Here is a 13,428-nt window from a genome sequence, read left to right on the forward strand (position 1 = left end):
TTCCTGTACAAATCAAAAAAAAAGGTTTCTCCTTGTCTTTTTTACCTCCGCGAACCGGAAGAATAAAGCCCCAAACCGGACATTTAGGCGAGCGAATGAATCAAAAAAGGCAACCCGCTGCGGATTGCCCTCTGGTTCGGTTTTATTTTGCGAAACCGGTCTTCAATACGTATACCGGATAATTCCTGCAATCATCACGCACAGAAAGGGATTGTTCACCTTGGTTTCTTCGGTTAAAATCCGCCCCTGTTTATCGTAGATCTTTTCAATTAGCGCAATTTGATCGCTGCTGTTGGGTAAATGTTCGCTGATTTGCCGGCGGTTTCCGGCGAACGTATGCGTAAACAAGCGAAATGCTTTATCGGTATCCAAATACCATGTTTCGCGGATCAACACATTCTCCTGATATTCATAGACCACTCGCCGACTCAGTTTTTGGTTGGAATCGAACCACTTTTGCTCTGTTTTTTTTCCGTCTTTATACGTGTATTCGACCAGACCGGTCAGCACGCGTTGCTCCGGATTACGCTGGTTGAAATAATTTCGCTCGGTTTTCAGCACCCCATCGGCGTACTCATACTCGGTTTCTTCGTAAGCGACCCATTCGGAAGCACTGCCGTATTTGCCAAACCGGGTTTTTCCAACCAACTGACCATTCGAATTATAACGGTATTCATAGTACGAATACGTCTCCATTTTCCCGCTGGCGACCCGGCCAACGTAATCGATTCGTGTCAACTTTCCGGCCGAGTTGTAGGAGTACTTTTCAATGTTGTTGGGGTTATCACAGTTGGTGCCGTTGCAATAGAGCTTTTGGGTCGGCGACGCTTCGTCGTTGTAGGTATTGCCGCCGGGTTCGATGCCAAATTCAGAAGAGTCACCGGGCTGACAGGCTAGCCACAAGGATGCCGAAAGCAACAGAAGTAGTCGGTTTTTCATAAGAGAACGGGGTTTGGTCATTTGGAGGGTAGACCCGATAGTCACCTGAACCGTTGGAAGTTACCCTCAAATTATTATCATCATCACACGTATCGTAGCCCAACGGGCTACCATCACTAGCCCCGGACATCGTCCGGGGAACCCGGGGCGTCGTTCGGGGAACCCGGGGTGTCGTTCGGAGAATCCAGGGTGTCGGGAAATTCGGGCATCCGAAACAGGTACGATTAACCGCCTAGCACCCTGAAAAGATATATTCCAATTCTATTCAACCCTTTCAGGGTTCTACTCAGACCAGCATAAGCCATTAGCCCCGGACGATGTCCGGGGTTAATGATGAAGAGCCCTTCGGGCTATATAATCGCCCCTCACCAACAGCCCAACGGGCTGTCATCATTAGCCCCGGACATCGTCCGGGGAATCGGGATGGTCGGGGCGTCCGGGTATCCGGAAAATCCGGGGCGTCCGGGGAAATCCGGGACGTTCGGAAAATCTGGGGTATCCTGGAAATCCGGGAAATCCGGGGCGTTCGGAAAATCTGGGGTATCCTGGAAATCCGGGAAATCCGGGACGTTCGGAAAATCCGGGGTATCCTGGAAATCCGGGGTGTTCGGAAAATTCGGGGTGCCCGGAAAAATCCGGGGCGTCCGGGAAATTCGAGGAATCCGGAGCGGTTTTATTCAAAAAAATCCTCCAAACAAAAAATGCACAGATGGTGTATGGTATTACACCGATGCTGTAATTTCCGGAACGAATACCGGCCCAATTGCCTATACTTGACCCCATGAACCAACCCCTGCAATCCCAGATCAGTGAGGTCCTACAAAAACTGGAAACCTTGCTTGATCGTGTCCCGGAGTCTGTCGCCAAAGACGTCCGCCAGGAAATCCGCGAATTCCGCCAGTTGCTCGTTGAAACGCGTTCTCCCCGTTTTGCCCTCGTCGGACGGCGGGGCAGCGGCAAGTCATCCCTGATCAACGCGATTTTTGGGCGGAAGGTCGCGGAAGTGGGTCACGAAAAAGCCCAAACCGGCGAAGCCACCTGGTGGCCGTATTCGAGCGACATGGGAACCCTCGACATTCTGGACACCCGCGGTTTACAGGAGGGTTCGCGCCCCGACGAAGCCGATGCCGCAGCCTCTCCCATCGAGTCGATCCTCAACGCCTTAAAAGAGAAAGCCCCGGATTTAATCCTGTTTCTGATCAAGGCCACCGAAGCCGATGCCGGGATCAACCCCGACCTCGAAGCGCTCACGGAAATCAGTAAAACCGTTGAAAAAGTCCACAATTACCGCCCGCCCATTCTGGTCGTCGCCACCCATTGCGATACGCTCGAACCCAAAAATGTGCGGTTGCACCAACCGGAAGACGAAGACCCGGACGACCTGAACGAAAAGCTGGAACGGGTCAAGGTCATTGAAAATCTGCTCAAAACGAAATTCGAAGCCGACCCGTATCTAAAAGAATCGCTGATTACGGTACTGGGCGTCTCATCGTACCAGTCCTGGAAAAATGACGCTCTTCGCTCCGACGAGCGCTGGCGGATCGATGAATTGCTGGATTATATTTTCAATGAACTGCCGAAAGAAGGCAAACTGGCTTTTGCCCGGCTGAGTCAGGTTCGTACGCTCCAGGAGTCGATTGCCAACCGGCTCACCAAAGTGGTCGCAGCCATTTGTGGAGGCATTGCCGCCGTTCCGATTCCATTGGGCGATATCATTCCGATCACTTCGTTGCAGATCACGCTGATCATCGCCATTGCCTACGTCGCTGGTCGTCAGTTGAGTCAGGATACCGCGAAAGAATTCCTAACCGCCATCGGGGCTACAATCAGTGCGGGTCTGGTGCTGCGCGAACTGGCCCGGGCTTCCGTCAAAATCTTCTTTCCGGGGGTGGGCAGTGCGGTTTCCGCCGGTATTGCGACCACCGCAACCCTGGGCATCGGCAGAGCGGCAACCACTCACTTCATTCAAAAGAAAAGCATTGAGAAAGCCAAAGCGGTTTTTGAAGGGGAACGAAGCAAGGCATAAGCCCCTAAATCCCCTGAAGGGGACTTGGACTCGCCAATTTAGGATGCAAAAGTCCTCTTTAGGGGATTTAGGGGCGTTTTCACTTCCGGTCGATTCCCTCCAACACCCGACGGATCTGGTTGGCTTTGGCCATAAATTCAAATGAATCGTCCAGGTTCTGATCGTCGATAATGGCTTTAAACTGCTGCAAAAATTCGATGTAATCGGCAAGAGCCTGGGAGACATTCGTCCGGTTCTGGTCGAAAATGGGGGCCCACATTTGCGGAGAACTTTTCGCCAGCCGCACCGTGGAGCTAAAACCGGTGCTGGCCATGTCGAAAATGGCCTGTTCGTCTTTTTCCTTTTCCAAAACCGTCAGTCCCAACGCAAAGGCACTGATGTGGCTCAGGTGCGAAACGTAGGCCAGGTGCAAATCATGCTCCTGTGGGTTCATGTAAAAGAGCTTCATGCCGATGTCGCTGAACAAGGCCTCCACCAGTTTCAGACTGTCATGGTCGCTTTTCTCCCGGTCGCAAATGATGAGGTTTTTACCGGGCAGCAACTCCCGGAAAGCCGCCCCCGGCCCCGAATTTTCGGTCCCCGCCATCGGGTGAACAGGCACAAACTGCGACCGTTTCGGATGATTATCAACCAATTGGCAAATCAGTTCTTTCGTTGATCCCAGGTCGGTGACGGTGGCTCCTTTCGGCAATTGATCCAGAATCCGGGGCAGCAATTCCAGAATGCTGTTGACGGGTGTAGCCAGCACAACCAGGTCGCTGATGTCCACGGCCTCGTCCAACGGTTTCATTTCGTCGACGATGCCTTTAGCCAATGCCAATTTGCCATGCACAGGAGACGCATCCACGCCGATAAATTTCGCCTTCGGGTATTTCTCCCGAACCGCCAGCGCAAACGACCCACCCAATAAACCCACTCCAATGATTGTGATTACCATATTATTTTGCTCCGCTTCCCTCTGATGTACTCTGATCAACTCTGTGTAATCGTTGTTTCACAGAGTTGATCAGAGTACATCAGAGGGAATCAGGGTTTATTTAGAGATTCTTTGAACAGCTTCCCAGATTCGCTCTTTGGGCATACACAACGACACCCGGATGTAACGGTTTCCTTTCGGGCCAAAGATAAAACCGGGGGCAATGAAAATGTGCTTGTTGTAGAGCAGGTCATCCACCAGCGTTGCGGCCGATTCAATAGAATCCGGCAGTTTGGCCCACAAAAACATGCCCTCCTGATCGTTGGTGTAGGTGCAATTCAGGGCTTCCAGAAAAGCGGTAGCGGCTTCCAGACGGCCTTCATACACCGCGTTTCGCTCCGCGTGCCAGGCGTCCGAATTGGTCAATGCTTCGGCGGCCGCGTCCATAACCGGTTTGAACATCCCCGAATCGACGTTACTTTTGATCGACAAAACCGCATCGATGTACGGTTTCGACGACGCCATCCAGCCAACCCGCCAGCCTGCCATGTTGTGCGACTTGCTCATCGAGTTCATTTCAATCACCACCTCCTTGGCCCCGTCAATGGAAAGCAGGCTGATGGGCGGTTTTTTATTCAGAACCAGGCTATACGGATTGTCGTGGCAAAGCAACAGACTATAGTCGTAGGCAAACCGAACAGCCTGCTCGAAGAGTTTTTGCGTGGCCGGAGCGCCCGTTGGCATGTGCGGGTAATTGAGCCAGAGAATCTTGGCATTGTCAGACACCAGTTCTTCCATTGCTTCCCAATCCGGTTGCCAGCCCCGGTTTTCCAAAAGCGGATAGTTGCGCACATGGGCACCCACCATTTTGCTCACGGCGTTGTAGGCCGGATAGCCCAGTTCCGGCACCAACACTTCGTCTCCTTCGTTCAGGAAGGTCAGCGAAATGTGCGTAATGCCTTCTTTTGATCCCAGAAGTGGCAGGATTTCCGTTTCGGGATCAAGCGAGACGCCGTACGTATGGGCGTAATAACCGGCAATGGCGTTCCGAAAACCGGGCGTTCCTTTGTAAGACTGATACCCGTGTGCATTCGGTTGCTGCGCCGATTGCGTCAAGGCCTGAATCGTATTGTCGGACGGCATCATATCGGGATTACCGATGCCGATGTTGATCACATCGTGCCCGGCAGCCAGCAGTTTACGAACTTCGGCCAACTTGACCGAGAAGTAATATTCCTGCGTTTGTCCGGCACGGTGGGCTAATGGAATAATCATTGGTTAATTCGGGTCGCCAAAGCGATCATTACACGGATAAAATAACGAGACCGCAAAAGTACGCTATTTCCGTGTAATTACTCGCTCCGCAACGACTTCACCGGATTCATCAGGGCCGCCCGGATGCTTTGGAAACTGATCGTCAACAGAGCGATGAAAACCGCCAGGAGACCGGCCAGGGCAAAGACCCACCACTCGATGTCTACTTTGTAGGCAAAGTCTTTCAGCCATTCGTTCATGGCCCACCAGGCCACGGGCGCGGCCAGCATCAGGGCAATGAACACCAGTTTCAGGAAGTCCTTCGACAAAAGGGCAACAATGCCGGCTACCGACGCGCCCAGCACTTTCCGGATGCTGATTTCTTTGGTGCGCTGCTCGGCAGTAAACGTCGCCAGACCAAACAGTCCCATGCAGGAAATCAGGATGGCAATGGCCGTTGCGGTATTAACTAATCGACTGGTTTTCTGTTCCTTTTCGTAGAGTTGAGCAATCCGGTCGTCCAGAAAATCGTACTCGAATTTTTTATCGGGATGCACGGTTTTCCATTGGGCTTCAATGCTTGCCAGCGTCGCTTTCAAATCGTTGGCGGACTTGCCTTTCGTCGTCATTTTGACACCGATATTTCGGGCTTGCGGCAGGAGACCGATAAAAGTCGGATCAATTTTGTAGTGAAATGACTGCTCATGAAAATCGGCCACTACGCCGACAATGGGGTATTTTTTACCGTCAAAATCCAGGAATTGATTTAGCGCATCTGCCGGTTTTTGGAAACCCAATCGTTTTGCGAATGTGGCATTAATGACCAGTTCCCGGAGCGAATCGCTTTTGTGGAAGTTTCGGCCAGCCAGTAACCGAAGGTTGTAGAGCGGAATAAAATTCGCATCGCCCACTTTAGCTGACACATCCAGTTCAATTTCTTTTTTGTAGTGGTACTTCATTTTGGTCATCATGTAGCCCATGCCCATCGGCGGAAACCACTGCTTCGTCACCCGTTCGACGCCGGAAAGCTGTCTGATTTTTTCGGCCAGCAATTCGGTTTTTCCCACCCGCGCGGTCTTTACTTCAATAATGGCGTCGGTCGAAAAGCCCAGGTCTTTATTCCGGACGTAATTGAGCTGGCGTTCAACGATCAGCGATCCGCTTATAAAGGTCAACGAAACCGAAAACTGAAAGACAATCAATCCTTTGCGCAGATATCCTTTATTTCCACCTTTCAGCGCACTTTGCCCTTTGAGCGTCAGCGCGGGCAAATAAGACGATAGAATCAGCGCAGGATAAAAACCGGCCAGCAAAGTCGTTGTAATCGTGACGATCAATAAAAACACCAAGGTTTGCAGACTGAATAAGTCGAAAGTCAGGCCTCTGGGCGTGAGCGATTGAAATGCGGAAAGGATTGGATTGACAAGCACCAACGCAATACCAACAGCCAGAAGGGTCAGTAAAGTTGTTTCGCTCAAGAACTGAAAAATCAGGCTTTTCCGGCTACTTCCCAGCACCTTCCGAACGCCCACTTCCTTCGACCGCTGCACCGATTGCGCCGTTGCCAGATTGATGAAATTGATGGCGGCAATCAGCAGGATAAAAACTGCCACGCCCATCATGCCATATAAAGTGGGTAGGTGGGCTTTCCGGGCATAATTATCGGCATAATCCGCATTAAAATGCAGATCGGAAAGCGGTTGCAAGCCAGGTACAAATTTGAATTTATTCTGAAAATGACGACGGGAAAATTGTTGAAAAGAAGTCGAAAACTGCTCGGGTTTCGCGCCTTCGGGTAATTTTACAAATGCCTGCGACGCCGACCAGAGGGCCTCCCACTGATCGAGGTCAATGCTCCCTTTCATCATCTGGTTACTGCGAATGGTTGCGAAAGAAATGAAATCCGTAAACGTGAAATCGGTCGGTCTGTCCCATTCCTTCACAATACCGCTCACCCTGACCCGAAGCGAATCCCAATAAATGACATCTTTCCCAATGATTTGTTCGAGTGGCAAATCGCCGAAGTATTTGCGGGCTTTTCGCTCAGAAAGCACGAGTTGATACGGTTCTTTCAAAGCGGTTTTCGGATCACCGACCAGCCATTGGTACTTGAAAATGTCGAAGTACTGGGGTTCGGCAACGATAATCTCCTCATTGTCGACATTGTGTTTTCCGGCTTCAAACCGCTTCGGCTTTTCCTGCCCATTCGGAATTAAAACCGCTGAGTTGATATTGTGAAAAGCCGCGACCGTTCCCAGTCCCGTAACCTCGTTCCGAACCGCCAGCGGCATGCCATTGGGAACGAAACCCGCCGGTCGGGTTTCTCCTTCGGGGTCGGACTTTTCAACCCCAACCAACCGATAAATCCGTTCCCGGTCGGGGTGAAACGTATCGTAGCTCAATTCATAATTGGTAATCAGGTATATCACCAGACAGGCGGTTACGCCCAGACTCAGGCCGAAAAGATTGATCAGCGAACTAACCTTGTTTTTGGTCAGGTTTCGGAACGAGGTTTTGAGATAATTGCGAATCATGACAGGATGCAGAAAAGAGGGTGACGGATACTGATTGGTCTGACGTTTCAGCGCAAAAGGCTTAATAAATTTCAACACATTAGCCACATACCGGTGGTTGGCTTTTCGGACGCCCACCTCCGCCAGATCCCGCCCGTAGCGTTCGTACAAATCGCCCTGCACCTCCTCCAGCAAGTGAGGAGCGCAAAAGAATTGCAACAATTTATCAGCATATCCAGGCGGCTTCATATCATTTTAATATCGAATACTGAATGTTGAATAATGAATATCGAAGTAATCGGACCGCACTTCGATATTCGTTATTCAACATTCGATATTCAGTGTTACTTTTCATTCCGAACGCAGACTCTTCACCGGATTCATCAACGCGGCTTTGATGCTTTGGAAACTGATGGTGAGCAAGGCAACGCCGACCGCCAGCAAGCCCGCCAACGCAAACACCCACCATGCGATGTCGACTTTGTAGGCATAATCCTGCAACCACCGGTTCATGGCATACCAGGCTACGGGCGTGGAAAAGACGATGGCGACCCCTACAAGTTTGAGAAAATCCTGCGAAAGCAGACCCACAATGCTCGTCACCGAAGCACCCAGCACTTTCCGGACACCAATTTCTTTCGTGCGCTGTTCGGCCATGAAAGCCGCCAGCCCAAACAAGCCTAAACAGGAAATAAAAATGGCCAGAAACGCGAAGGAGTTGGCCAGCGTGCCGACCACGGTTTCGCTGCGGTACAATCGCTGAAAGGCCTCATCAGCAAACTGGTAGGTGAACGGAAACTTTGGATTCAGTTGTCGCCACATCATTTCCAGACTCGCCAGGGCTTGTTTGGTTTGGCCCGGCTGGGTGCGAATGATGATGTTTTTCCCCCCGGCGGCCGGACTCAATTTAGCAATGAACGGTTCGATGGCCACGTGCATGGAATTCTGGTGGAAATCGTCGACCACTCCGATGATCAAACCGGGTTTGCCCCACAAAGTCAGCGGTTTTCCGATCGGGTCCCGGTAGCCAATCCGGCGGGCTGCGGTTTTGTTGATCAGATAACTGACCGAGTCGGTGGCAAAATCGCGTGAGAAATCGCGCCCGGCAACCTTGACTTTCAGGGTCTTCGTGAAATCATAATCGACTTGTGAAAACTGAAACTGGACGTTGGTGGCCGGATCTTTACCCGGCCATTGGACGTTGCCCGTCGTGCCGAAACTGGTAGTTGGCGTTCCGTTCATGAACGTTACGGTCTGAATGCCCGGCATTCGGAGCAGTTCCTGTTTGAACGTTTCGTATTTGGCGGCCAAATCCCCCTCAGCCTGGAGGTAAATCATTCCCTCCCGGTCGTAGCCCAGGTTTTTGGTCTGGATAAAATCGATTTGCCGGTAGACCATGATGGTTCCGATGATCAACAGCATCGACAGGGCGAACTGAAAAACCACCAGGCTCTGCCGGAAAAGTCGCGCCCCGGAACCAAACCGGATGCTTCCTTTCAAGATCCGAACCGGATTTAGTGACGATAAGAAAAGGGCGGGGTAACTGCCCGCAATCAAACCCGTGGCCAGGGTCATGACCAGCAAGGTTACCCAGAACGATGGGTCCGTAAACTGGAACGTGATGTGCTTCTCGGTCAGTGTGTTGAAGGTTGGCAATAGCATCCAGACCACGCCCACGGCCACCACCAGTGCCAGCGACGTCAGCACCATTGCCTCGCCAATGAACTGCCCGATCAGCAAGCCCCGACCGGCGCCAACCACCTTCCGAACGCCTACTTCCCGCGCCCGCTTCACCGACCGGGCCGTGGCCAGATTCATGAAATTGATGCAGGCAATCAGCAGGATAAAAACCGCCACGACGCCAAACAACCGGACGTATTCGATGCGCCCGCCATCCTGATAGCCGTTTTTGAAATTGGAATAGAGATACGCTTCCGGGTAGGGTTGCAGAAAAAGCTGAATATCCAACCCCTCCTTTTCCATTTTCGGATTGTACTTTTTCAGAAAAGCCTTCATCTTGGCTTCCAGCCGACCGGGATCGGCGGCTACACCGTTGCGGTCAGTTCGAAGTTGGATGCGGGTTTGAAGCGCGTTGGTGCCCCATTCTTTGAGCCATTCATTGTGCCGCATAAAATCGGCCCAACTCAGCACATAATCGTAGGTTTCGGAGCTGTTTTTCGGCATCTCATAAACCGCACTGACCTGATAATCGTCTTTGTTACCGAGTCGAATGCTCTGTCCCATAGCCGCCTGCGGGCTACCAAAATAATTCTCCGCGAGTTTCCGCGAAATGGCAATGTTTGTCGGCCCGTTTAAGGCGGTTTCGGCCGTTCCGGCTAACAAGGGAAGACTGTACATTTTAAACCAGTCGGCACCGACAGCCCGGCCTTTTTCCTTGTTCAGCTTTTCGCCCACCGAAAACGTCAGTTCCTGCTCCCAGGAAAGGCCGGACGCGTAGACAATTTCCGGGAATTCTTTTTTCAGTTCATCAGCCAGCAAAGCGGGTGTTCCCGGGCTTGCCTCCACTTTGCCGTCGTAGAACTGGCGTTCCATGACGTTGTAAAGCTGCGGGCCATTGGCGTGATAGGCGTCGACGCTCCATTCGTCCTGAATCCAGAGCAGAATGAGCAGGCTGCACGCCAGGCCAAGCGCCAGGCCCAGAATGTTGATGGTCGAAAACGATTTGTTGTGGGCGATGTTCCGCCAGGCGATTTTCAGATAATTGCGAATCATACCAGGATTCAGGAAAGAGATGGATGGATGTTCGTTCGCTTGTCGTTTGAAGAAAAAGGGCAATCCAGCCCGGGGTTTTAGAAAACTCAGCACTTCCCGCGCATATTGCCGCCGGGCGTAGGGGAGTCCAAATAGCTTCGCATTTCGCAAAAACCGCTCGTATAAATCCCCCTGAATCTCCTCAAAAAGATGAGGAGCGCAGAAGAATTGTAACAGTTTATCAGCGTATTTTGGCGGTTTCATGTGGTTTTAATATCGAATACTGAATGTTGAATAACGAATATCGAAGTAATCGGGCCGCTTTTCGGTGTTCGATATTCAACATTCAATATTCGTTATTCAGTGCTATTTTTCACTCCGAACGCAGACTCTTCACCGGATTCATCAACGCGGCTTTGATGCTTTGGAAACTAACCGTCAGCAGCGCGATGGCCAGCGCCAGCACCCCCGCCGTGGCAAACATCCACCAGTGGATAGCAATGCGATACGCAAACCCTTCGAGCCACGAATCCATCGCATACCACGCCACCGGAACCGCCAGAACGATGGCGATCAACACCAGCTTGACGAAATCTTTGGCCAGTAACCCGATGATGCCCGGCACGGTGGCTCCCAGCACCTTGCGAACGCCAATCTCGCGGGTGCGGACCTGCGCCGTGTAGGCAACCAGACCGAACAAGCCCAGACAGGAAATCAGGATGGCAATGGTGGCAAACACGTTAAAGAGTGTGCCGGTGCGTTGCTCGGTCTTGTAGAGGTCATCGAAGGTTTCGTCCAGAAAAGCGTAGTTGAAGGGAAACTCGGCATTGTATTGCTTCCACAACCGTTCGGCCGAAGCAATGGCCGAAGCAGCATCCTTTCCCGTCGTTTTTATAAAAATCCGTCCTTCATCGTTGGGGTAATAAAAAAAGATTGACGGCTCGATTTTTTGCTTCATAGAAGCGAAATGAAAATCTTTTACGACGCCGATAATGGTTCCTTCTTTGTTCCAGAGTTTAAAACGTTTTCCTACCGGATTGGTAAGACGAGCCGCTTTTACGGCCGTTTCATTTAAAATAAAATGCGTTGTATCCGTTACGGAACCGGTGAAGTTTTCACCCACCTTTAGCTTCATTTTAAAGAAGGAAATAAAATCCTTATCGATGGCCATGGGTCGCATCATCATGGTCTCGCCCGCTTCTTTTCCATCCCATTCATTGCTACCGGTTTGCATACCAATCGACACAATATTACCATTTGATCGGGTCACGTCCGATATGCCCGGCTGATTCAGCAAATCGGCTTTTACCACCTCATAATGGCGTTGCATATCCCGCATATAAAAAGAAAATACGTAACTTTTATCATAGCCTAATTCCTTCGAGCGGATGTATTCCAACTGATTGCCGATGATCAAGGTCCCGGAAATCAGAATGACGGTGAACGCAAACTGCGTTACGACCAGAATCTTCCGAAAAACCGCATCGGTCAACCGCGCCGAGACTTTCCCTTTTAAGGCTTTCAGGGGTTCGAATGAAGAGAGCAACAGGGCCGGGTAGATGCTCGACACCAGCAGGGTGGCCGTGATGGTCAACCCGATTACCAGCCACATCCGAAGGTCTGTTAAATCGATGACGAGCTGTTTTCCCGAAAGCTCGTTGTAGAAAGGCATCAACACCCTCATCAACCCAATGGCCAGCAGTGCCGAAAGCATGAAAAGCAGGGCGGTTTCAATGATGAACTGCAGGAATAACTGCCCTTTGGCCGCGCCGACGATTTTCCGCATACTCACCTCCTTGGAACGCAGCATGGAGCGGGCGGTGGAAAGGTTAACGTAATTGATGCAGGCAATGACCAGAATCAGCAGGGCAATGATGGTAAACATGCGAACGGTCTCGATACCGCCATCACTGCCGTCCGACTTGTACAAATGCATGTCGGGCAGGGCTTGCAGCAGATACGTCAGATCGGTATCATCCGCTTTGTTCCGCAGGTGAATGTTCCGCAGTTTGGTGGCCAGAACCTCCGTGGAAACGCCCGGTTCGAGCAGTAAAAACGTGACATAGTTGAATTCATGAAAATCGTTATCCTTGTTTCGGCCATCCTTCCGTTCCGCATAAATGGTTTTAAACCAGAGCGAAATCGGTAACAGCAGATCAAGTTCTCCGTTAAAAGCGGTGTTTTTCGGAAAATTCCGGATCACGCCGGTGACAGTAAAGCGGTTTTTTCCGTCGGCCGTAATCACTTTTCCAATGGGTTCGGCATCGCCAAAATACCGCCGGGCGGTGGCTTCCGTCAACACAACCGACTGGTCATTCGGGAACGGATTCGCCGGATTTCCTTTGATCAGCCCAAAATCGAAGATTGAAAACAGGGAAGGATCGACAAAGGCCGAGCGTTCGCTGGTGAAGGTCTTTTCCTCATACTTGTATAGGCTGTAGAGACTGCTTTGGGTGATGCGAACGGCATCTTTTATTTCGGGCAGTTCCCTTCTTCCCATTTCAGCGATGGGCGCAACGGTGGACCGCCAGATTTGCTGGCTGCTTCCCGTTCCCACCCGGTTTTCAAGCCGGTAAATCTGGTCGGCTTTGGCATGAAACCGGTCGAAGCTCAGTTCGTCCTGCACCCACAGCAGAATCAGCATTCCAACGGCCAGCCCGACCGTCAGGCCGGTCATATTGATGAGGGAGTAAAACCGGTTTTTCAGCAAATTACGCCAGGCGGTTTTGAAATAGTTACGGATCATAGCAGGTTGAAATAGATATACTTGTGAATACGCTAATGACGTTTTTTTCCGGATTACGCCCGACGTTCGGCCCGGTCGCCGTCGCACAAACCCTAGCACTTCCCGGACATACTGCCGACGGGCGTACGGTTCTCCGAACAGCCGGGCATTCCGCAAAAACCGCTCGTACAAATCGCCTTCCATCTCCTCCAGCAAAGGAGGAGCGCAGGCCATTTCCAGCAGTCGGGTAGCCCAGCGGGGCGGTTGTTTGGAGTTCATACGTTAAAATATCGAACAATGAATATTGAATAACGAAATGATGTCAGTAACGAACGCTGATGGC

The 13,428-nt window shown here is 51.3% G+C and carries 7 protein-coding genes; 1 reads left to right on the plus strand and 6 read right to left on the minus strand.

Annotated elements, in window-relative coordinates:
- Positions 1-162 precede the first annotated feature (162 nt).
- Complete coding sequence (locus ACO064_RS03280) at positions 163-939, minus strand: hypothetical protein (protein ID WP_421825983.1); 777 nt, start codon at positions 937-939, stop codon at positions 163-165.
- 835 nt (positions 940-1,774) lie between these two features.
- Here ACO064_RS03280 and ACO064_RS03285 point away from each other — a divergent pair.
- Positions 1,775-2,965, plus strand: a complete 1,191-nt coding sequence (locus ACO064_RS03285) for a GTPase family protein (RefSeq protein WP_421825984.1) — start codon at positions 1,775-1,777, stop codon at positions 2,963-2,965.
- Positions 2,966-3,044: 79 nt separating this feature from the next.
- Here ACO064_RS03285 and ACO064_RS03290 read toward each other — a convergent pair whose 3' ends face one another.
- The 5 genes from ACO064_RS03290 to ACO064_RS03310 form a co-directional block, all read right to left on the minus strand.
- The gene (locus tag ACO064_RS03290; RefSeq protein WP_421825985.1) at positions 3,045-3,902 is read right to left on the minus strand and encodes a prephenate dehydrogenase; all 858 of its coding nucleotides are present in this window, start codon (positions 3,900-3,902) and stop codon (positions 3,045-3,047) included.
- A 96-nt stretch (positions 3,903-3,998) separates the two neighbouring features.
- The gene (locus tag ACO064_RS03295; RefSeq protein WP_421825986.1) at positions 3,999-5,156 is read right to left on the minus strand and encodes a pyridoxal phosphate-dependent aminotransferase; all 1,158 of its coding nucleotides are present in this window, start codon (positions 5,154-5,156) and stop codon (positions 3,999-4,001) included.
- Positions 5,157-5,233: 77 nt separating this feature from the next.
- Positions 5,234-7,897 (minus strand): ABC transporter permease, encoded by a 2,664-nt coding sequence (locus tag ACO064_RS03300; protein WP_421825987.1) that lies wholly within the window; start codon positions 7,895-7,897, stop codon positions 5,234-5,236.
- A 102-nt stretch (positions 7,898-7,999) separates the two neighbouring features.
- Positions 8,000-10,624: an ABC transporter permease gene (locus tag ACO064_RS03305; protein WP_421825988.1), complete on the minus strand. Its 2,625-nt coding sequence runs from the start codon at positions 10,622-10,624 to the stop codon at positions 8,000-8,002.
- A 109-nt stretch (positions 10,625-10,733) separates the two neighbouring features.
- Positions 10,734-13,364 (minus strand): ABC transporter permease, encoded by a 2,631-nt coding sequence (locus ACO064_RS03310; protein ID WP_421825989.1) that lies wholly within the window; start codon positions 13,362-13,364, stop codon positions 10,734-10,736.
- Between the last annotated feature and the right edge of the window lie 64 nt (positions 13,365-13,428).

This window comes from Larkinella sp. (assembly GCF_965227735.1).
In the GTDB taxonomy this organism is placed as follows: domain Bacteria; phylum Bacteroidota; class Bacteroidia; order Cytophagales; family Spirosomataceae; genus Larkinella.